Annotated in this window: 19 protein-coding genes; 17 read left to right on the top strand and 2 right to left on the bottom strand. The window is 70.6% G+C overall.

Going from position 1 to position 20,712, the window contains the following annotated elements:
• Positions 1–30 precede the first annotated feature (30 nt).
• A complete protein-coding gene (locus BLR49_RS06445; RefSeq protein WP_092535226.1) occupies positions 31–996 on the bottom strand; it encodes a DUF4232 domain-containing protein in 966 nt (321 codons plus the stop codon).
• 558 nt (positions 997–1,554) lie between these two features.
• Between BLR49_RS06445 and BLR49_RS13410 the strand changes: the two genes are divergently transcribed.
• The 3 genes from BLR49_RS13410 to BLR49_RS06430 all read left to right on the top strand — a co-directional run bounded on the left by BLR49_RS13410 (position 1,555) and on the right by BLR49_RS06430 (position 3,201).
• A complete protein-coding gene (locus BLR49_RS13410; RefSeq protein ID WP_218121321.1) occupies positions 1,555–2,127 on the top strand; it encodes an MDR/zinc-dependent alcohol dehydrogenase-like family protein in 573 nt (190 codons plus the stop codon).
• Between the two features lie 146 nt (positions 2,128–2,273).
• Positions 2,274–2,510: a helix-turn-helix domain-containing protein gene (locus BLR49_RS13640; protein ID WP_245690516.1), complete on the top strand. Its 237-nt coding sequence runs from the start codon at positions 2,274–2,276 to the stop codon at positions 2,508–2,510.
• A 73-nt stretch (positions 2,511–2,583) separates the two neighbouring features.
• The gene (locus BLR49_RS06430) at positions 2,584–3,201 is read left to right on the top strand and encodes an L-threonylcarbamoyladenylate synthase (RefSeq protein WP_092535223.1); all 618 of its coding nucleotides are present in this window, start codon (positions 2,584–2,586) and stop codon (positions 3,199–3,201) included.
• A 39-nt stretch (positions 3,202–3,240) separates the two neighbouring features.
• On the opposite strand, the gene BLR49_RS06425 is transcribed toward BLR49_RS06430, so the two are convergent.
• Positions 3,241–5,589, bottom strand: a complete 2,349-nt coding sequence (locus BLR49_RS06425; RefSeq protein ID WP_092535220.1) for an MMPL family transporter — start codon at positions 5,587–5,589, stop codon at positions 3,241–3,243.
• Positions 5,590–5,669: 80 nt separating this feature from the next.
• Between BLR49_RS06425 and BLR49_RS06420 the strand changes: the two genes are divergently transcribed.
• From BLR49_RS06420 to BLR49_RS06355, 14 genes are all read left to right on the top strand, one after another.
• On the top strand, positions 5,670–7,076 hold the full coding sequence (locus tag BLR49_RS06420; protein ID WP_092535217.1) for a replication-associated recombination protein A: 1,407 nt from the start codon (positions 5,670–5,672) through the stop codon (positions 7,074–7,076).
• A 156-nt stretch (positions 7,077–7,232) separates the two neighbouring features.
• Complete coding sequence (locus BLR49_RS06415) at positions 7,233–8,015, top strand: sulfite exporter TauE/SafE family protein (protein ID WP_281241802.1); 783 nt, start codon at positions 7,233–7,235, stop codon at positions 8,013–8,015.
• 213 nt (positions 8,016–8,228) lie between these two features.
• The gene (gene rpsD, locus BLR49_RS06410) at positions 8,229–8,852 is read left to right on the top strand and encodes a 30S ribosomal protein S4 (RefSeq protein ID WP_092535211.1); all 624 of its coding nucleotides are present in this window, start codon (positions 8,229–8,231) and stop codon (positions 8,850–8,852) included.
• 147 nt (positions 8,853–8,999) lie between these two features.
• Positions 9,000–11,720 (top strand): alanine--tRNA ligase, encoded by a 2,721-nt coding sequence (gene alaS, locus BLR49_RS06405; protein ID WP_092535208.1) that lies wholly within the window; start codon positions 9,000–9,002, stop codon positions 11,718–11,720.
• 24 nt (positions 11,721–11,744) lie between these two features.
• Positions 11,745–12,221, top strand: coding sequence for a Holliday junction resolvase RuvX (gene ruvX / locus BLR49_RS06400; RefSeq protein ID WP_092535205.1), 477 nt, complete (start codon positions 11,745–11,747; stop codon positions 12,219–12,221).
• Complete coding sequence (gene mltG, locus BLR49_RS06395) at positions 12,218–13,459, top strand: endolytic transglycosylase MltG (protein WP_092535201.1); 1,242 nt, start codon at positions 12,218–12,220, stop codon at positions 13,457–13,459. Before ruvX ends, mltG begins: the two co-directional genes overlap by 4 nt.
• A gap of 6 nt (positions 13,460–13,465) precedes the next feature.
• Complete coding sequence (locus tag BLR49_RS06390) at positions 13,466–14,461, top strand: shikimate dehydrogenase (protein WP_092535198.1); 996 nt, start codon at positions 13,466–13,468, stop codon at positions 14,459–14,461.
• Between the two features lie 7 nt (positions 14,462–14,468).
• Positions 14,469–15,689 (top strand): chorismate synthase, encoded by a 1,221-nt coding sequence (gene aroC, locus BLR49_RS06385; RefSeq protein WP_092535195.1) that lies wholly within the window; start codon positions 14,469–14,471, stop codon positions 15,687–15,689.
• A 43-nt stretch (positions 15,690–15,732) separates the two neighbouring features.
• Positions 15,733–17,598 carry a 3-dehydroquinate synthase gene (gene aroB, locus BLR49_RS06380; protein WP_092535191.1) on the top strand — a complete coding sequence of 622 codons (1,866 nt, stop codon included), beginning with the start codon at positions 15,733–15,735 and terminating at the stop codon, positions 17,596–17,598.
• Entirely contained in the window at positions 17,595–18,161 is a 567-nt protein-coding gene (locus BLR49_RS06375) for a shikimate kinase (protein WP_092535188.1), read from the top strand. The genes aroB and BLR49_RS06375 overlap by 4 nt, the downstream gene beginning before the upstream one ends.
• A gap of 4 nt (positions 18,162–18,165) precedes the next feature.
• Entirely contained in the window at positions 18,166–18,852 is a 687-nt protein-coding gene (locus BLR49_RS06370) for an FMN-binding negative transcriptional regulator (protein ID WP_092535185.1), read from the top strand.
• Positions 18,853–19,030: 178 nt separating this feature from the next.
• Positions 19,031–19,594 carry an elongation factor P gene (gene efp, locus BLR49_RS06365; protein ID WP_092535182.1) on the top strand — a complete coding sequence of 188 codons (564 nt, stop codon included), beginning with the start codon at positions 19,031–19,033 and terminating at the stop codon, positions 19,592–19,594.
• Between the two features lie 6 nt (positions 19,595–19,600).
• On the top strand, positions 19,601–20,128 hold the full coding sequence (gene nusB, locus BLR49_RS06360) for a transcription antitermination factor NusB (RefSeq protein ID WP_092535179.1): 528 nt from the start codon (positions 19,601–19,603) through the stop codon (positions 20,126–20,128).
• Between the two features lie 186 nt (positions 20,129–20,314).
• Positions 20,315–20,712: class II aldolase/adducin family protein (locus tag BLR49_RS06355; protein WP_176765798.1), on the top strand; the 398-nt coding region annotated here is incomplete at its 3' end.

The following is a 20,712-nucleotide window of genomic DNA, read 5'->3' as shown; positions in this document are numbered from 1 at the left end:
TACAACGCACACCGGCCTGCGCACCTGTGTCTACTCGTGCTCCCAGGGGGAGATCAGAACGAGGCCGCCCTCGGGGATCGACAGGTCCTCGGCGGCGCCCCATTCCTCATACCTGGGGTCGGGGTCCTTCACGACCGGCTCGCGGCCGAGTACGGTCGTCACCGCCAGGTGGGTGCCAGCGGGGCGTGTCTGGTCGTTGTCCCACCTCAGGGTGGCGACCGCCCGTACGCGCGGACCGATCTCTACCGCGGGCGGGTCCTGGGCACTGGGTGAGTTCGCCTTTTGGCCGTCCACGTGCAGTACGGGTACCTCAAGGGTCTGGTCCTGCTCATCGAGCACGACGATGTCGGGCCAGCCGGATACCGTGCAGGCTGCCCTGGAGTCGTTCTGCACGGCAATCGCCGCTTCCCGGTGCCCGCCGAGCGAGGCTGCGTTCCAGATGTGCCAGTAGCTGAGCTGCGCGGGGTCGCACTCCTCCACCGAGGTGGTAATGGGCATGACGGCGCCGTTTCCGACCAGCTCCGGAATGGCCATTTGCCGGGCCTGGGCCAGGGCGGCGGCGTCGGGCGATTCGGCGTGATCAGACAGGAAGCCGGCTGCGCGCGGGGTGACGAGCACGATCACCAGGGCAACTGCCAACAGTGCGCGTGCGGGCCTCCGGCGCCCGCCGTGCCGTAGACCGAGTGCCGCCAATGCCAGGGCGGCGGCGCTCGCGCACGCCACGACGAGGCCCCCAGCCGCCCACGGCCACCAGAGCGGGCTCATGGGCACCCGCGCCAGCACGGCGTCGTCGGAGGTGACGATGTCGCAGGAGGAGAAGAACCACGACTCGTGGGCCTGGACGGCGACCGCCGGCTGTTCCAGTATGTAGGCGCACCGGTAATCGGCGTCGTCGGGATCGAAAGCAGTGGTCGGCAGACTCAGGCCGAGCCACAGGAAGACAACAGGTGTCAGCAGTGTCGCCGTGATCCCGACCAGGTGCGCCAGGATGGGCATCCGCTGCCGCCACGGCCAGGTCAGCGCCCGCCTCCACCAGTGCTGTCGAGCGCCGCAAGCGTCGCGCGGCGCATCTGAGTCTGGTTCTGAGCCTGACAAGCTGAGCACCCCCTCATGCGGCTGCCGAGGTGTCGCCGACCCGCGCCGGTCAGGCGGCGTGCTCGGCCTCAAGACGCTCAAGTATCCAGGCTCGCACCGGGATTTCGGAGTCCTCCTCGACCTGAGCGGCTGCGGCCGATGCTACCGGCCTTATGCCTGTGGAGATGCCTGTTCGTCTCGCCCGTGCAATTCACGACCTTGGGGTACGTTCCACGACTCCGGGGTGGTCGTGATCTGTACCCCAAGGTCGTGCACTGTCACCTAAGGTCGCGAAACGTACCGCTGGCCCGCTACTGCTCGTGCTCCCAGGGGGAGATCAGGACGACGCCGACCGGTCGGACTATCAAATAAGTACCGGTGCGCGGCATCGACACCGGAAGACTCTCGTGTGCGTCGGCGCGAGGCTTTAGGCGGCAACCGCGGAACGAGCCGCGGACGACAACACGACGGAGTGAACGCATGCGATTCGCACCCCCGAGGATCCTGCTCCCAGGACTCATCGCCATCGCCATTTTCATCACCGGCGATGGCTTCGAGCCGACCTTCTTATCCAAGTACCTGGTCTCACTCGGCTTCGCCGCCACTCAGGCGTGCGCCGTCATCACCGCTTACGGCCTCATGGCCGCCCTGGCCGGCTGGGCCTCCGGCGTGCCGGACATGAGTTCGCGCGCCTCCCGCATGGGTATGTACAACGTCGACCCCGAGGTCTCCTTCCGGGCCATCCCGCCGGTGGACGGTTGCCTGGTGGAGGAGGTTGTCCACCCGGCAGCCTTCACATACCACCTGCCCGAGAACGCCTCTTATGGGGAAGGTGCACTGCTGGAACCGCTCGCCGTTGGCATGCATGCGGCCACCAAGGCCGCCATCCACCCCCGCGCAGCCGGAGCAAATGCAGCAGTGGCTCCGGCGACGGCGGATGTCGGCTCGAGGTCATCGTCCCCGACGTGGGCTCGTCCGTGCGGTGGTGGACGCACGGATACCCCGACCCGCTCGCCCGCCGGCATCACCATCCCGAGATCGAGTTTCACCTGATCCGCTCCGGCTCCGGACAGATGCTCGCCGGTGATCGCGCCATTGACTTCGCGGCGGGACAGGTCACACTGATGGGGCCGCGGTCGGGGAGCTGGTATCCCGGGCGAGGCGGGGCTTCATCCTGTTCGGCCAGGGTCGCCGACCTCGTGGCCTTGAGCCCGTCGGCATTCTCACGGTTCTTCCACACCACTGCCGGGCTGACCTTCTCCGGCCTTGTGCGCCGACGCCGCATTGCCAGAGCCTGTCACCTGCTGCGCACCACAGACCTGCCGGTGGCCCGGGTGTGCTTGCTGAGCGGCTATACCAACCTCGCCAACTTCAACCGACGCTTCCGCGATGAGACCGGCACAACACCGAGTGCCTACCGGCGCGGGGGAGGTTGAGCGCGCCGTCACGGATCCGCACATGCAGTGTGGCGCACGACAAGGCGGGGTGATCGATGCAACAATATGCCCCATGTCCCGCTATATCGAGCTGCACCCCGTCAACCCCCAAGCACGACTGGTCACCAAGATCGTCGACAGACTCCGGAACGGTGAGCTCATCGCCTATCCGACCGACTCCGGCTACGCGCTCGCCTGCGCGCCCGGCAACAAGGAGGGGCTGGAGCGCATCCGCACCATCCGCCAGCTGGACTCCAAGCACAACTTCACCTTCGTGTGCGCCAACTTCGCCCAGGTCGGCCCGCTTGCGATCGTCGGCAACAACGCCTTCCGGCTGATCAAGCGGCTCACGCCCGGGCCGTGGACCTTCATCCTCAAGGGCACCAAGGAGGTGCCGCGGATGACGCTGAACCCCAAGAAGCACACCCTGGGTGTGCGCATTCCCGACCACGCCATCGCCCAGGCGCTGGTGAAGGAGTTCGGCGCCCCCATCCTGTCCTCCACCCTCATCCGCCCCGGGTGGACCACGCCGGAGTCCAACGGCTGGGAGATCGAGGAGGAGCTCGGCCACCTGATCGACGTGGTCATCGAGGGGCCGGTGACCTCGACCGAGCCGACCACGGTCATCGACCTGACCGACGACGTGCCGGAGGTTGCCCGCGAGGGCGCCGGGGACATCAGCCTGCTGTAGCCGGGCCGGGGGGCCGCGGCCACGCCTGGCGGATGCGGGTCACGGTTGTCCGGCCTCCGTGGCGGGCACCGACGGCGCGGGCCGGCGGGCGGGAGCGTCCGCCAGCCCGTAGCGGTCGTAGACGCGCTTGAGCGACTCCGGCGCCCACCAGTTCCACCGACCCAGCAGGGTCATGGTGGCCGGCACGAGCAGCATTCGCACGAGCGTGGCGTCCAGGGCGACGACGATCGCCAGCGCCAGCCCGATCTCCTTGACGATCAGCAACTCGCCGCTGACGAATCCCAGGAACACGACCACCATGATCAGGGCGGCGAAGGTGACGATGCGCCCCGAGCGCTGCAGGCCCTTGGCCACCGCCGTGTCGTTGTCCGCTCCGGCGTCCCAGTACTCCTTGACGCGGCCCAGCAGGAACACCTCGTAGTCCATGGCCAGGCCGAAGCCGACGCCGATGGCCGTCACCACCACATAGGCCTCCACTCCGCCGATGGGGGTGAAGCCGAGCACGCCGGTCAGGTGCCCCTCCTGGAAGACCCAGGCGAGTACGCCCAGGGACGCCGCCAGCGACAGCAGGTTGATGACCAGCGCCTTCAACGGCACCAGCAGGGAGCCGGTCATCAGGAACAGCAGGACGAAGGTCACCAGCACGATGAATCCGCCCACCCACGGCAGGGCGGCGAGTATCGCCTGCCGGAAGTCGAGCTGATCCGCGGCCTGCCCAGTCACCCACATGTCGGCAGGAGCGGCCAGTGCCCGAATCGAGGCGACGGCTTCCTCGGCCCCGCGGGAGGACGGCTCCGCGGCCAGATCGAGGTAGACCACCGTGTAGTCGCCCGCGGTAGCCACCCGCAGCACTTCCGCGATGCCGTCCACGGCGGCCACGTCCGCATTGATGAAGTCGGTGACCCGGTCACCGGTGGCGGCGATGATCAGGGTGGCATCCTGCTGGGTGACGGCCGAGTAGTTCTCCTCCAAGACGGTCAGATAGGTGCGCTGATCGGAGTCGGTCGGAAGCAGCTCGGTGGTTGAGGTGAGCAGGTGCAGGTTGCGCGCCGGGGACGCCAGCACCACCAGCGCCACCACGCACGCCACCAGCACCACCCAGGCCATGCGCTGAACCTGGCGGGCGATCCACCGGAACAGGCCCTTGTCGCTGGTGACGTCTCCCAGGCGACGCTGCACGGCACCGACGACCGGGATGCGCTGCAGCAGCGGCGGCCGCAGCATGCGTCGCCCCAGCAGCACCAGCAGGGCCGGCACCAGCGTGAGTGCGGCGGTGACCGCGATCAGGCACGATGCCAGGCAGGCGACGCCGATGGAGCGCAGAATCGACGTCCCCACCAGCGCCAGGCCGAACATGCAGGCCGCCACCGTCAGCGCCGAGAACAGCACCGTGCGGCCGGCGGTCGTCAGGGTCGTCGTCACGCAGGCCGTGATGAGCGGATCCCGCCTTCCGGTGCGGCGCCGACGCCGGCGCCCACCGGTTGCGGTGTCCTCCGCGTCGCGAGAGCGAGCCAGCTCCTCCCGGTACCGGGAGGTGATCAGCAGTCCGTAGTCGATAGACAAGCCCAGGCTGATCACCGTCACGATGTTGATCACGAAGGACTGCAGGTCCATGCTGAAGCTCAGGGCGTACAGCACCCCCATGGTCCCGGCGATCGACACAAGCGCACCGAACAGCGGCATGCCGGCGGCGAGGAAGCCGCCGAACACCAGCACCATGATGAGCAGCGCCAGCGGCAGGGAGATCAGTTCGCCCTTGAACAGGTCGGCTCTGACCTGGTCGTTGACGGCGTTGACCATGAGCGTGTCGTCGGAGACGATCCCGCGCACGGAGGGCTCGACTCCGCCCAACTCGTCCGGCACCTGGGCGAGCCGCGCCTCAACTCGGGCGACCAGCTGTGCCACTTCCCGTGCGTATGCGTCATCCTCGGCGGCGGCGACTGCATCACCGTTCGGGTCGACGGTGACCACCATGAGAAAGCCGTCCAGATCCGCGGACGCCAGCATCTGGGCGGCCGGCTCGGAGAGCATCCCGGGGACCACGAAGGGGTCGATGACGTTCTGCTCGCCCACCAGCGCGCGCAGATCCGCATGCGCGTCCTCCAGGGCGTCGGCGACCGCCTGCTGCGTGTCGGGCTCGGAGATGTCGATGTCGGTGACCAGCAGCGAGACCGTCTCGGCATCCCCGGACAGTGTGGCCAGGATCTGCTCGCCCGCGGCGCTCTGCGTGCCGCTGATCGACTGGCTTCCCGCCACCGCCCGCTCGAACAGGTTGCTGCCGCCCAGTCCCGTCACGGAGGCGACGAGACACACCAGGGCGACAAGTGCCCAAGTGCCGACAACGATCCAGGCGTCCTTGACGACGCGGCGGGAGAGCCAGGCAAGCATGGGGCCTAGTTTGGCAGACCCACCGTTCACAAGCGGGCCGCCGCTCGGGTCCGCACCGGATCGGGTGTTGAATCGTATGCATGAATCAGGGCACCGACCTGTTTGAGAGCGCGGGCACCGACGACGTCGGCCTGCCCGCCGACGCCCGTGCGCCACTGGCGGTGCGGATGCGGCCACGCACCCTGGACGAGGTGGTCGGCCAGGACCATCTGCTCGCGCCCGGCTCGCCCTTGCGGCGGCTCGTTGAGCCGGCCTCCCCGCAGGCCACCGGTGCGGGCGTGTCCAGCGTGGTGCTGTGGGGGCCGCCCGGCACCGGCAAAACCACCCTCGCCTATCTCGTCGCCCGCGGCTCCGGCCGACGCTTCGTCGAACTGTCCGCCGTCACCGCCGGAGTGAAGGACATCCGCCAGGTCGTATCCGCTGCCCGGAGGCGTCTGGCCGCGGGAGAGGAGACGGTCCTGTTCATCGATGAGGTGCACCGGTTCTCCCGCTCCCAGCAGGACGCCCTGCTGCCCAGCGTCGAGAACCGGTGGGTCACGCTCATGGCCGCCACCACCGAGAACCCGAGCTTCTCGGTGGTCTCCCCGCTGCTGTCCCGTTCCCTGCTGCTGACGCTGCACCCGCTGGGAGCCGACGCCGTGCGCACCCTCATCGAGCGCGCCCTTACCGATTCCCGTGGCCTGGCGGGTACGGTCGCGCTGGCCGCAGACGCCCACGAGCAGATCGTGCGCATGGCCGGATCGGACGCGCGCAAGGCGCTGACCGTCCTGGAGGCGGCCGCCGGCGCCGTCCTCGCGGACGCCCCCGGGACCGGCTCGGGCGCCGCCGAGGCCCCGCAGGAGATCACCCTGGCCGATGTCGAGCGCGCCGCCGATGTGGCCGCCGTGCGCTATGACCGGCAGGGAGACCAGCACTACGACGTGATCAGCGCCTTCATCAAGTCCATGCGCGGATCGGATCCGGACGCCACCCTGCACTACCTGGCCCGCATGCTGGTCGCCGGGGAGGACCCGCGCTATATCGCCCGGCGCATCACCATCCACGCCGCAGAGGACGTCGGACTGGCGGACCCGAGCGTGCTGGCCACCGCCGTGGCCGCGCAGCAGGCGGTGGCCCTGATCGGCATGCCCGAGGCACAACTGGTGCTCGCCCAGGCGGCCCTGGCGGTAGCCACCGCGCCGAAGTCCAATGCGGTGACCGTCGGCATCGGCGAGGCCATGGCGGATGTACGGGCGGGCCGGGGCGGGCAAGTGCCCGCCCACTTGCGCGACGCCCACTACGCCGGCGCCGAGCGCCTCGGCCACGGCGCCGGCTACCGCTACCCGCATGACTACCCGCACGCCGTCGTCGCCCAGCAGTACCTGCCCGGGGAACTGGCCGGCTCCGAGTACTACCGTCCCACCGGCAACGGCTTCGAAGAACAGCTGGCCAGACGGCTGGCGGCCGTGAAGCGGATCGTGCACGGGCCGCAGGACGGTCGGGGATGACGGCGGTGTCGACGGTGGGGGTAGGGTCGGCGGGTGAGTGCAATCCCCGATGCCGAAGATTCCGGCCCCGCCGCCCGCGCCGATGCGAGCGAGGCGGACCCGGACGGCGCGCCCGCCTCAGTGCTCGTCCCAGGGGCCGTCCCAGGGTCCGCCTCGGTGCCCGCAGCGGCGTCTCCGGCCGCTCGGCGCTGGCCGGCAATCGTCCTGATGGGACTGGGAGCGGGCTTCCTGGCCGGACTGTTCGGCGTCGGCGGGGGACTGGTGATCGTGCCCGCACTGATGGTCTTCGCGGGCATGGACCAGCGTCACGCCGCAGCTACCTCGCTGGTCGCCATCGTGCCCACCTCGATCGTGGGCGCGGTCTCCTACGGTGTGCAGGGGCAGGTGTCGCTCGTGGCCGCCGTGTTCCTGATCGGCGGCTCCCTGACCGGAGCCCAGATCGGCGTACGGCTGCTGCGCACCCTCCCGGCCCGCATCCTGCCCTGGATCTTCGTGGCCTTCGCCGTGTTCGTCATCATCTCGCAGCAGATCATGGTGCCCGTGCGCGATGCCGGGCTCACCCTCACCCCTGCCAGCGGCGCGGCCTTGATCGGCGTCGGCCTGGTCGCGGGTGTGTTGTCCGGCCTCGTGGGCGTGGGCGGCGGTGCGGTGATCGTTCCCGGCGCACAGTTGGCCGTGGGCGTGGGCGACTTGCTGGCCCGCGGCACCTCCCTGGTGGTGATGCTGCCGACCGCCTTGTCCGGAACGATTGCCAACCTGCGCCACGGGATTGCCGACCTGCGCGTGGGGGTGGTAGTCGGAGTCGCCTCCGCCGCCGCCTCTCCGCTGGGCAGTGTCGTGGCCGGACTGGTCAGCCCCCGTGCCGGCTCGGTGCTGTTCAACCTGTTCCTGGTCTATGTGATCGTATCCACGCTGCTGCGCGCCCGGCGCGCCGTCTGACGTCGAGTGGACGCAAGCCGGATGAGGACCGGCTCACACCCGGCGACGCCGGCGTGCATCGCTCCTCGGCCCGCGCTAATGTATCCGGGTTGCCCGCGGCGTCGCGCTCCCAGCGCGCGCTTGGGTACTCCTGGGGCCCCAGCCGCAAAACGGCCGGCCCCGCGCCGGGGCTTCCGCCCACGGCGTGCGAACCGATCCGACAGGAAGAAGCCTATGAGTTCTTCACGCTCCCGCCGCCAGGTGCGCCTCTCGCGCGCCCTCGGCATTCCGCTTACCCCCAAGGCCGTCCGCTACTTCGAGAAGCGCCCCTACGGCCCCGGCGAGCACGGCCGCGCCCGTCGCCGTACCGAGTCCGACTACGCGGTCCGGCTGAAGGAGAAGCAGCGCCTGCGCGCTCAGTACGGCATCCGCGAGGCCCAGCTGCAGAAGGTCTTCGAGGAGGCCCGCCGCGAGAAGGGCATGACCGGTGAGTCCCTGGTCGAGCTGCTCGAGATGCGTCTGGACGCCCTGGTCCTGCGCGCCGGCTTCGCACGCACCATCGCCCAGGCCCGCCAGAGCGTGGTGCACCGGCACATCATGGTTGACGGCAAGGTCGTGGACCGCCCCTCCTTCCGCGTCAAGCCCGGTCAGACCATCCAGGTGCGTCCCCGCTCCCAGGTGATGGTGCCGTTCCAGGTCGCCGCCGCGGGCACTCACCGCGACGTGCTGCCGCCCGTGCCGGAGTACCTCAGCGTCGAGCTGGAGAAGCTGCAGGCCCAGCTGGTGCGTCGTCCCAAGCGTGACGAGGTCCCGGTCATCTGCGACGTGCAGATGGTCGTCGAGTACTACTCGCGCTGATCCCGCGCCCTTCACGACGCCGGGACGCCCCTGACCGCACATCGGTTCGGGGCGTCCCCAGCGTTTCGGGGTAGTCTCGCCCCGGCCCTCCAACCCAACGCGTGCCGCCCGCACGCCCTACCCGATACGAACAGGACGAGGCACCTCATGCGCACCTCAGAGATCCGCTCACGCTGGCTCGACTACTTCGCCGCGAACGATCACGAGATCCGCCCCTCCGTGTCCCTGGTCTCCCCGGAGCCGTCCATCCTGTTCACCGTGGCTGGGATGGTCCCCTTCATCCCCTACATCCTGGGCACGGAGAAGGCCCCCTGGCCGCGTGTCGCCTCGGTGCAGAAGTGCATTCGCACCAATGACATCGACAACGTCGGACGCACCACCCGCCATGGCACCTTCTTCCAGATGAACGGCAACTTCTCCTTCGGCGACTACTTCAAGGAGGGGGCCATCGACTATGCCTGGGACCTGCTGACCGGCAGCCGCGAGGAGGGCAAGTACGGTCTGGACGGAGACCGCCTGTGGATGACCATCTGGGAGGAGGACCAGGTCTCCCTCGACCACTGGACCCGGGTGATCGGCGTCCCCGCCGAGCGCGTGCAGCGGCTGCCCTTCGCGGAGATCTCCTGGTCCACCGGCCAGCCCGGCCCCGCCGGCGCCTGCTGCGAGATCCACTACGACCGCGGCCCCGCCTACGGCCCCGACGGCGGGCCCATCGCCGACGCCGCCGGTGACCGCTTCCTGGAGATCTGGAACCTGGTCTTCGACGAGTTCATCCGGGGCGAGGGCGAGGGGCACGACTTCGAGCTGATCGGCAAGCTCGAACAGACCGCGGTAGACACCGGGCTGGGCCTCGAACGCCTGGCGTTCATCATGCAGGACAAGCCCAACATGTACGAGATCGACGAGGTCTTCCCCGTCATCGCCGCCGCCGAGGCCATGAGCGGCAAGACCTACGGCCTCGGGGCGGCCGGACCGGAGGCCGGGGACGCCTACTTGGACGACGTGCGCCTGCGGGTGGTGGCCGATCATGTCCGCTCCGCCCTCATGCTCATCGGCGACGGCGTGCGCCCCGGCAACGACGGCCGCGGCTACGTGCTGCGCCGCCTGATCCGCCGCGCCGTGCGCTCCATGCGGCTGCTCGGCGTGGGGGAGGCCACCCTGCCGACCCTGCTGACCGCCTCCAAGGACGCCATGAAGGCCTCCTACCCGGAGCTTGAGACCGGGTGGGCCACCATCTCCGAGGTCGCCTACGCCGAGGAGGACGCCTTCCGCCGCACCCTGGCAGCCGGCACCACCATCCTGGACACCGCCGTCACTGCCGCCAAGGAGGCGGCAGCGGTCGAGGCGCGCGGCGCCCGCCCGGTGGTTCCCGGCAAGGCCGCCTTCGAGCTGCACGACACCTACGGCTTCCCCATCGACCTGACTCTGGAGATGGCCGCCGAGCAGGGGGTCGACGTGGACGAGGCGACCTTCCGCACCCTCATGGAGGAGCAGAAGGAGCGTGCCCGGGCGGACGCGCGCGCCAAGAAGGCCGGCCACACCGACGTGCGCGTCTTCCAGGACATCGAGAAGCAGATGGGCGGCGGCTCGGAGTTCCTCGGGTACACCGAGTCGGCGGCCGACGCCACGGTCACCGGCCTGCTGGTCGACGGTGCCCCCGCACTGACTGCCAACGCCCCCGCCGAGGTCGAGGTGATCCTGGACCGCACCCCGTTCTACGCCGAGATGGGTGGGCAGCTCGCCGACCACGGCAGCATCCGCCTGGCCGACGGCGGCGTCATCGAGGTGCACGACGTCCAGGCCCCCATTCGCGGCCTGTTCGTGCACCGCGGCACCCTCACCGAGGGCACCGCCACGGTGGGCGAGCGCGCCTACGCGGAGATCGACACGGTACGCCGCCTGGCCATTGCCCGCGCCCACACCGGCACCCACATGGTCTACGCCGGGCTGCGCAACGTGGTCTCCGCCGACGCCACCCAGGCCGGAAGCGAGAACTCGCCCGCCCGGCTGCGTTTCGACTTCCGCCACGGCTCGGCGCTGACCGGCGGCCAGATGGACGACATCGAGGCCCTGGTCAACGACAAGGTCGCCGAGAACCTGCCGGTGACCACCGAGGTGATGGGGCTGGACGAGGCCCGCGCTTCCGGCGCGATCGCCCTGTTCGGTGAGAAGTACGGCAACCGGGTGCGGGTGGTCACCATCGGCGACGGCTTCGACCGGGAGCTGTGCGGAGGCACCCACGTGCCCTCGACCGGGCACATCGGTCGCGTCGCCCTGCTGGGTGAGGGCTCCATCGGCTCCGGAGTACGTCGTATTGACGCGCTGGTGGCGGACTCGGCCTACGGCTTCCAGCGCAAGGAGCACGCCCTCGTCTCCCAGCTGGCTGCGCTGGTGGGCGGGCGCCCCGAGGAACTGCCGGGCCGTGTGGAGAGCCTCATGGCCCGCCTCAAGGACGCTGAGAAGCGACTGGCCGCCGCCGAGCAGGCCGCTCTGACCGCCCGGGCCGCGCAGATCGCCGACTCCGCCACCCGCACCGGCGACTACCTGCTAGCCAGCGCCTCCCTGGGCCCGGTCGGTTCCGCCGACGCGCTGCGCACCCTCGCACTCGATGTGCGCGGGCGCCTGCCGGAGGCCGAGGCGGCCGTGGTCGCCCTGGCCGCCGAGACCAATGGGCGTCCGCTCATCGTCGTCGCCACCAACCCCGCCGCCCGGACCCAGGGCGCTCGTGCCGGCGCGCTCGTGCGCACCGCCGCCAAGACACTCGGCGGTGGCGGCGGCGGCAAGGACGACGTCGCTCAGGGAGGTGGCCAGGATCCGGCGGCGATTCCCGCGGCCCTGGCCGCCGTCACGGCCGCCCTGTCCGCCTGACCGCGCGCGAAGTCGGGGGCCACTGTGCGAGCTGGGGTAAGGCTGGCGTTCGACGTCGGCAAGGTGCGTGTGGGCGTCGCCCGCTGTGACGCCGACGCGATCCTTGCCGTACCCTTGACCACGTTGCACCGCGACCGCTATGGCGCCGACCTGGAGGAGGCCGCAGACCTGGTCTCCGATCTGGACGCAGTCGAGGTAATCGTCGGCCTGCCCCGTTCCATGAGCGGGGGCTCCTCCCGGTCCACGCAGGACGCCCGCCGCTGGGCGGGCGAACTCGCCGGGCTCATTGCCCCCGTGCCGGTACGACTGGTTGACGAGCGGCTCAGCACCGTGACCGCCCACCGGGAGCTGCACGAGTCAGGGCGGCGGGAGAAGAGCTTCCGCAGTGTTGTCGACCAGGCGGCCGCCGTGGTCATACTTGAACAGGCGCTCGCCACCGAACGCTCCACCCATGCGCCCGCCGGCGAGGCAGCCGCACCCACCCAGAGAGGCAGACAGTGACCGAGGACGACTTCTTCTCGGCGGTCGGGGTTGAGGCCCCCGACGCCGGGCAGCCCGAGGACAGCCGCCGTCGGCGTCACCGCAGTCGGCAGGCAGAACGCAACCGCCGACGCCGCAAGCGCCGGCGGCATGCACTGACCGCCATCGTGCTAGTCGTCGTTCTCACCGGGGTCGGATTCGTCGGCTTCAAGGCGCTCGGCGTCATCAGGGGCGCACAACCGGCGCAGACCACCGTCTCCGACTACACGGGTGCGGGCGAGGACGACGTCATCGTCACCATTCCCGACGGCGCCACCGGCGCCGACATCGCCGAGATCCTGGTTGAAAAGGAAGTGGTCGCCACCGCCGGAGCCTTCAAGGAGGCCTACTCGGCCAACTCCAACTCCAGCAGTATCCAGGCCGGCACCTACACGCTCAAGACGCACATGTCTGCCGCCAATGCCGTGGCCCTGCTGCTGGACCCCTCCTCCCGCTCCGACCACACCCTGACCATTCCCGAGGGCGCGACCAAGGCCCAGGTCAAGGAGCGGCTCATGAGCGTGGGCGGCTACAGCGACGCCGATGTGGAGCAGGCCTTCGCCGACACCGCCGCCATCGGCCTGCCGGAGGCCGCCGGCGGCGACGTCGAGGGCTGGCTGGCCCCCTCCACCTATGACATTGCCGAGGACGCCACCGCCACCGACGTGGTCGCCTCCATGGTCTCCACCACCCTGACGCGGCTCGCCAACGCCGGCGTGTCAGAGTCCGACTACGAGGCAGTGCTGACCAAGGCCTCCATCGTCGAGCGCGAGGTCTCCAACGCCACCTACTACCGGCAGGTGGCCCGGGTGATTGAGAACCGCTTGGCCGACAAGGGCGGCGAGACCAAGGGCATGCTGCAGATGGACTCCACGGTCCTGTACGGGCTGGGGCGTACCGGCGGCATCCCGTCCTCCGAGGAGATCGCCGACTCCTCCAACGCCTACAACACCTACCAGCACGCGGGGCTGCCCCCCACCCCGATCGGCAGCCCCGGTGAGGCCGCCATCCAGGCGGTAATCAACCCGCCCGAGGGCGACTGGCTGTACTTCGTCACCGTCAACCTGGAGACCGGTGAGACCCTGTTCGCCACCTCCCACGAGGAGCAGGTCACCAACACCGAGAAGCTGACCGCCTACTGCAAGTCCAACCCCGAGGTCTGCTCCGGCGCCTCCGCCTCGCCCAGCGCCGCGGCCACCGCCACCGCGGGGGGCGAGTAGGCAGCCATGGCGGCGTCGACCGCGGCCCTGCCCGCCCGGTACCGGGCCGCCGTCATCGGCGCACCGGTACTGCACTCCCTGTCCCCGGTGCTCCACCGGGCGGCGTACGCCGCCCTGGGCCTGGACAACTGGACCTATGAGCGCCGCGAGACCGCGCCGGCCGAGCTGCCCGCGCTGCTGGAGGAGCTGGCCGCCCCGGCGCCGACAGATCCCGTGTGGGCGGGATTGAGCGTCACCATGCCGCACAAGCAGGCCCTGCTGAGCCGGCTGGATGTCATCGACCCCCTGGCCGCCACCGTCGGCGCGGTCAACACCGTCATCACCCAGCGGCCCGGACGCGGCGCCGCCCTGCTGGCCGGCTTCAACACCGACGTCGCGGGCATCGTCGGCGCCGTGCGCGAGACCGCCTCCGCCGCCCGGTCAGGGACGGAGTCCGGCTCCGAGCCGACCCGCGCCGTAGTCCTCGGCTCCGGCGCCACCGCCTGCTCCGCACTGGCCGCTCTGGCCGAGCTGGGCGCCACCGAGATCACCGTCGCCGCCCGCCGCCACGCCGGTCCCGGACGGGCGCTGGCCGCAGCTCACCGCATGGGGCTGGAGGTGACCGCCCTGACTTGGCGACCCGGTCAGGCCGACTCCGACGCACAGGTGGCGCAGGCGGCGGCAGCCGCCGACCTGCTGGTCTCCACGCTCCCGGCCGGCGCCGCTGACACCCTGGCCGCGCCACTGGCGGCCGCACTGTCCGGCTCGAGGCCCCGGAGCGGGGCAATGATGCTCGACGTCGTCTATGCGCCCTGGCCCACTCCGCTGGCCGGCGCCTGGCAGGAGGCCGGGGGAGCCGTAGCACCGGGCTGGCTGATGCTGCTGCACCAGGCCGTTCCGCAGGTCACCCTCATGACCGGCCGCACCCCCGCGCTTCAGCCCATGCGCCGGGCGCTGCTGGCGGCGCTGGCCGACCGCGCCGGCACGGACGCCGACGGCACACCCGGCGAAGACATGGGATGATCGCCCCATGCTTCGATGGATGACCGCCGGCGAGTCCCACGGCGAGGCCCTCACCGCCATCATTGAGGGCGTGCCTGCGGGAGTTGAGATTTCGAGTGAGCGGATCCGTACCGCCCTGGCTCGTCGCCGCCTCGGGCATGGGCGCGGCGCCCGCCAGAAGTTCGAGGCCGACGAGCTGTCGGTTCTCGGGGGCATCCGCCACGGACGCACATTGGGCAGTCCCATCGCCCTGCGCATAGGCAACTCCGAGTGGCCCAAGTGGTCCACCGTCATGAGTGCCGACCCGGTCCCCGACTCCGCCCTGCGCAAGCACGCCGGTACCGGCGACGAGCGTGAGATCGCCCGCAATCTGCCCCTGACCCGGCCGCGCCCCGGCCACGCCGACCTGCCCGGCCTGCTCAAGTACGACCTGGCGGACGCCCGCCCCGTCCTCGAGCGCGCCTCCGCCCGCGAGACCGCCGCCCGGGTCGCCCTGGGGGCCGTTGCCGAGGCGGTGCTTGAACAGATCGCCGGTATCCGGCTCGTCAGCCACGTGGTGCGCATCGGCACTGTAGCGCTGCCGGAGGCGGTGCCCGGCCCCACCCCGGATGATGAGCAGCGGCTGAGCGCCGACCCGGTGCGCTGCACCGACCCGGCCACCAGCGCCGCGATGGTCGCCGAGATCGACGCCGCCCGGAAGGCGGGCGACACCCTCGGCGGCGTGGTGGAGGTGGTCGCCACCGGCGTGCCCATCGGTCTGGGCACCCATGTGCAGTCCGACCGGCGCCTCGACGCCCGGCTGGCCGGCGCACTGATGGGCATCCAGGCGGTCAAGGGCGTGGAGATCGGAGACGGCTTCGCCGAGGCCGCGCGCAGGGGCTCCGCCGCCCACGACGAGATCCTCTCCCTGAACGCCGGGCACGTGGAGCGTGCCACCAACCGGGCCGGCGGTATCGAGGGCGGCATCAGCAACGGCGACGAAATCCGGGTGCGGGTCGCCTACAAGCCCATATCCACGGTGCCCCGGGCCCTGCGCACCGTCGACCTGGCCAGCGGGGAGCCCGCCACCGGCCTGCATCAGCGCTCCGACACCACCGCCGTCGTCCCCGGCGCGGTGATCGCCGAGGCCATGGTGGCCCTGGTACTCGCCGATGCTCTGCTGGAAAAGACCGGCGGTGACTCGCTGACCGAGGCCCGCCGCAACCTGTCCGGCTACCTAGCCCGCGTGGCTGAACGCACCAGCTGGTGACCGGGCTCGTACGCACCCTCACACGCCGAAGGAGCCGTGAGCGATGAATCTCCATTCCACCGACCGGCCGGCCCGGCCGCTGCGCGCGGCCATCGACCCCGATCGCCTTCCGCTGGTGCTGGTCGGCCTGCCCGGCTCCGGCAAGACCACCGTGGCTCGTTTGCTGGCCACCGCCCTGGGTGTGCAGGTGACCGACACCGATGCGGAGATCCGGCGTCGTGCCCGCATGACCATCCCCCAGATCTTCGCCGCCGAGGGTGAGGAGGGCTTCCGGGAGCGAGAGACCCGGGCGCTGCGGGCCGTGCTGACCGGCGAGGCCGCCGCTCACGGAGTGGTGGCGCTCGGCGGTGGCGCCGTGCTGCGCGCGGAGAACCGGCGGCTGCTGCAGGGACGGGAGGTCGTCTACCTGGTGGCCAGCCCGGCGACCGCGGCGGCCCACGTGGGAGACGGCGCCGGTCGGCCGCTGATGAACCCGGCCTGCCCGGCGGGCCGCGGGGCGGACTCGGATGCCGCCGAGGCCGCTCGGGAAGGCCTTGCTGGAGACGTACTGGCCCGTATGGAGGCCCTGCACACCGAGCGCGCCGAGCTGTATCGGCAGGTCGCCACCTTGAGCGTGCCCACGGACGGGCTCACCCCGGAGCAGGTCGCCGCCCTGGTCCTGGTGTCGCTGGGTGCGGCCCCCTCCCAGGCGGCAGCCGCGCTGAACCCGGCACCCGGCGCCGTGCACGCCTCTCGGACGGCCGCGCCGCGGCAGGTGCACGAGGACGGCATTACTCGCATTACCGTCCCGGGAACCGCCACTGCCCGCCCCTATGACGTGGTGGTCGGCGCCGGGCTGGCCGAAGCCGTCACCAGTGCGGTTGCCGCGGCCCCCGGTGCGGGGGCCGGCGGGGTCGCGATCATCCACGCCGACGCGCTGGCATCCGCCGCCACCACCTACGCGTCCGCGCTGGCCGCCGCCGGACTGCGGGTGACCCGCATCGAGGTGCCAGGCGGGGAGCGCGCCAAGCACGCCGCCGTACTCAACGAGATCTGGGAGCAGCTGGGCGCCTTCCGCATGGGCCGCGACGGCTGCCTGGTGGGCGTGGGCGGGGGTGCCACCACCGACCTGGCCGGTTTCGCCGCCGCCACGTGGCTGCGCGGCGTCCCCATCGTGCAGGTGCCCACCACCCTGCTGGCGATGGTGGACGCCGCTGTCGGCGGCAAGACCGGCATTGACACCGACGCCGGCAAGAACCTGGTGGGCGCGTTCCACCCGCCGGCCGCCGTCATCGCCGACCTGGATGTTCTCGAGACGCTGCCCACGCCGGAGCTGCGTGCGGGCCTGGGCGAGGTCGTCAAGTGCGGGTTCATCGCCGACCCGGTGATCCTGGACCGGGTCCTGAGCGGCTCCGCCCCGCCACTTGCAGACTCCCCGGTGATCTGCGAGCTGGTGACCCGCTCGGTCGCGGTCAAGGCCGCGGTGGTGGGGGAGGACCTCACCGAGGCCGGGCTGCGGGAGATCCTCAACTACGGGCACACCTACGCCCACGCCATCGAGAAGGTGACCGGCTACGCCTGGCGGCACGGTGAGGCGGTCGCGGTCGGCTGCGTGTTCGCAGCGGAGGTCTCCCACCGGCTGGGGCGGCTGGGTGCGGACGCGCTCGCCCTCCACCGCCGTGCCTTCGCCGCGGCCGGCCTGCCCACTTCGTTCCCGGAGGGAGCGGATGCCTTCGACGCCTTGCACGCGGCCATGACCTCCGACAAGAAGGTGCGTGCCGGCCGGCTGCGCATGGTGCTGCTGGACGACGTCGCCCGCCCCGTGCGCGGCATCGAACCCGGGCTGGAGGTTCTGCGCGCCGCCCACGGCGCCGTCACCGCCCCGACGGCAGCAGCTGCCGCCGGCACGGTCGCGGGAGGGGACGCGTGAGCCCGGCCGGCGTGGTGCTGCTCGGCGCCCCCGGTGCGGGCTGCTCCAGCGTGGGCGCCGCCCTTGCGGAGGCCCAGGCGACGCCCCTGCTCGACGTCGGCGCGGAGGCCGCCCGGGCACTGGGCACCGCCCCGGAGCTCGCCCTGGTGGCCGTCCCCGAGGAGCGTTACCGGCGCGCCCTGGCCGCCATCGCGCTGCGGGCCCTGGCCCGGGTCGGCGATGGCGCCGTCGTCGCCCTGGGCTCGGGCTGCCTGGGAGACCCGGCCGTTGAAAGCGCGCTTGCGGGTGCGACTGCCGCCGGGGTGTGCCTGGTACACCTGACCGCCACGCCGCGGCGCCTGGCCACCCGCAACGGCCTGGACGCGCCGCGCTCGGTGGCGCTGGGAAACGTCCACCAGACCTTCACCCGGATGCTGCGCGAGCGGGAGGCCGCGTGTGCGCGGTGGTGCCCGATCGTCGTCGACACCACCGACACCACCCCGGCGCAGGCCGCCGCCCTGGTGCTGGCGCGGGTCGCGGACCGGGAGGGCCTCGACCCGGCGGCGGACGGGACCATAGGCTGAGCGCATGTATGTGCCGCGGCACTTTGAACTTCCTGAGGAATACGCCACCGAGCTGCTGGACCGGCCCCACGTCGGCAACCTGATCACCGTCCACGCCGACGGCCCACGGGCCACGCTGGTGCCCTTCTACCGGGACCCCGAACGGGGCACCCTGGTCACCCACCTGGTGCGCAACAACCCGCAGGTGCGCGAGCCGATCACCGGCGGCGGCATGGTGATCTTCGACGACGTCGACGCCTACGTCTCGCCCCGCTGGTACGCCACCAACGCGGTCAAGCCCAATGTTCCCACCTGGGACTACATCACCTTGCACGTGTGGGGGCCCGTTCGGGTTGACCCCAGCCCCGAGGCGGCACTGCGGGCAGCGCGGGGGCTCACCGAGCTGAGCGAGCCGGACGACGTGCTGGCCGGTGTCGGCGAGGAGAAGTTGGAGCGCATGTCGCGGGGGATCGTGGCGGTGGAGGTCCGCATCGAGCGCGTCCAGGGCAAGGCCAAGATGAGCCAGAACCGGCACCCCGACGACATCCGCTCCCTCGCCGCCGAGCTGGCCCGCCAGGGGCAGGACCGCATGGCCGAGTTCCTGCTGGAAGTCTCCCTGCCGTATGCGGAGCAGCGCTACGCCACGCTCGCCCGCCTGGGCGAGGTGCACGCCCTGCGCGAGGACGTCAAGGACATGACTGACTTCCACTAGCCGCCCCCTCTCGCCGAGATCGGTAGAAGTTACGTGGTGAGATCGGTAGATATGGTGGCGGGGGACCCACTGGCCGTGATGGGCATGACAGGCGGCGGCTGGGGGATGACAGCGACATGGCGGTAGGCTGGTGCGGTCTGAGACTCCGACAATCCCCTAGCGAGATAGGAAACCGCACGTGGCAACGACGAACGACCTGAAGAACGGCATGGTGCTGAACCTGGAGGGCCAGCTGTGGCAGGTGGTCGAGTTCCAGCACGTCAAGCCGGGCAAGGGCCCCGCCTTCGTGCGCACCAAGATCAAGAACGTTCTTTCCGGCAAGACCGTCGACAAGACCTTCAACGCCGGCCTCAAGGTGGAGACCGCCACCGTCGACCGCCGCGACATGCAGTTCTCCTACAAGGACGGCGACGACTTCGTCTTCATGGACGTCAAGACCTACGAGCAGACCTACGTGTCCGCCGACGTCGTCGGGGAGGCCGCCGACCTCATGCTTGAGGGGCAGGACGTCATCGTCGCCTTCCACGAGGACAACGTGCTGTTCGTGGAGCTGCCGGCCGCCGTCGTGCTGACCATCTCCCACACCGAGCCGGGCCTGCAGGGCGACCGCTCCTCCGCGGGCACCAAGCCCGCCACGCTTGAGACCGGTGCCGAGATCCAGGTCCCGCTGTTCCTCAACATCGGTGACAGGGTGAAGGTGGACACGCGCTCCCGCTCCTACATCTCCCGCGTCACCGACTGAGCGCCGATGACCGAATCCATGCCGGTTGAGTCCGACGCGCCGCGTGCGTCGCTCGACGACGCCGACGCCGCGTCGGACCAGCACCCCAAGTACCCGATTACCGCCCGCACCAAGGCCCGCAGGCGGGCCGTCGAGGTCCTGTTCGAAGCGGACCAGCGCGGCATGTTGCGGGGCGAATCGGGCGCGCAGAGGCTGCGGGAGCTCGCCGCCGAGCGGGCCTCCCACTCCGCGAACCAGACCGAGGCCCCCGCCTACACCCGCGAGGCCCTGGCGGGCGTCGCCGACCACCTGACCGAGATCGACGAGACCATCGAGACCTACTCCCACGGGTGGGTGCTCAGCCGCATGCCTGCCACGGACCGGGCCATCGCGCGCCTGGCCACCTGGGAGATCGTCTGGAACGACGACGTCGACTCACCGGTAGCAGTGGACGAGGCGATCACCCTCGCCCGCATGCTGTCGACGGACGACTCGCCCCGCTTCCTCAACGGACTACTCGGACGCATCGGCGACCTGGCCGACACCCTGCGCTGAACCGACCACTCGTCCACTTTCATCTAGACCGGCACAAGCAACGTGCCGAAACCGGTATAAGTCACCCCGCCTCCGCTGCACGAACGTGCGGTGGAGGCGGTGACTGTTTGCCCCGCGGCGAGCAGGATCGTGACGACAGCAGAAATCGGCCGGCAGCGGGCCGGCCCGTCACGAAGGAGTGCTCTCATGGTGGAGAAGACCGAACGAATCGTCCTGGCTGATTTGGATGCTGGTGTGCGTGGGGCGGTGGCGGCTGCGCGGGAGCGGGTGGCTGGTTTGCATGGGGAGTTGATTCGGTGGGGTTTGGTGGTGTGGACGGCTGGGAATGTGTCTGAGCGGGTGGTGGTGACCCGGGCGGATGGGAGTGTGGAGAGGACGGGGTTGTTTGTGATTAAGCCGTCGGGGGTGGCCTATGACGAGCTTTGTGCTGACAATATGGTGGTGTGCACGCTGGATGGGGACAAGGTTGTGGATGGGACGCCGGAGGGCTTGGTGCCGTCGTCGGATACGGCGGCGCATGCGTATGTGTATCGGCATATGGATGGTGTGGGTGGGGTGGTGCATACGCATTCGACGTATGCGAC

The sequence above is a fragment of the Actinomyces ruminicola genome (assembly GCF_900103885.1).
GTDB lineage: Bacteria > Actinomycetota > Actinomycetes > Actinomycetales > Actinomycetaceae > Actinomyces > Actinomyces ruminicola.
The sequence above is the reverse complement of the archived record's forward strand: the minus strand, read 5'-3'. Positions and strand labels throughout refer to the sequence as shown.

Bases quoted from the DNA above. Each gene is read 5' to 3' on its own strand.
- rpsD (WP_092535211.1), top strand. From the start codon at position 8,229: ATGAGTTCTTCACGCTCCCGCCGCCAGGTGCGCCTCTCGCGCGCCCTC.
- aroC (WP_092535195.1), top strand. From the start codon at position 14,469: ATGCTTCGATGGATGACCGCCGGCGAGTCCCACGGCGAGGCCCTCACC.
- nusB (WP_092535179.1), top strand. From the start codon at position 19,601: ATGACCGAATCCATGCCGGTTGAGTCCGACGCGCCGCGTGCGTCGCTC.
- BLR49_RS13410 (WP_218121321.1), top strand. From the start codon at position 1,555: ATGCGATTCGCACCCCCGAGGATCCTGCTCCCAGGACTCATCGCCATC.
- BLR49_RS06370 (WP_092535185.1), top strand. From the start codon at position 18,166: ATGTATGTGCCGCGGCACTTTGAACTTCCTGAGGAATACGCCACCGAG.
- BLR49_RS06390 (WP_092535198.1), top strand. From the start codon at position 13,466: ATGGCGGCGTCGACCGCGGCCCTGCCCGCCCGGTACCGGGCCGCCGTC.
- aroB (WP_092535191.1), top strand. From the start codon at position 15,733: ATGAATCTCCATTCCACCGACCGGCCGGCCCGGCCGCTGCGCGCGGCC.
- BLR49_RS06420 (WP_092535217.1), top strand. From the start codon at position 5,670: ATGAATCAGGGCACCGACCTGTTTGAGAGCGCGGGCACCGACGACGTC.
- BLR49_RS06445 (WP_092535226.1), bottom strand. From the start codon at position 996: ATGCCCATCCTGGCGCACCTGGTCGGGATCACGGCGACACTGCTGACA.
- BLR49_RS06425 (WP_092535220.1), bottom strand. From the start codon at position 5,589: ATGCTTGCCTGGCTCTCCCGCCGCGTCGTCAAGGACGCCTGGATCGTT.
- BLR49_RS06430 (WP_092535223.1), top strand. From the start codon at position 2,584: ATGTCCCGCTATATCGAGCTGCACCCCGTCAACCCCCAAGCACGACTG.
- alaS (WP_092535208.1), top strand. From the start codon at position 9,000: ATGCGCACCTCAGAGATCCGCTCACGCTGGCTCGACTACTTCGCCGCG.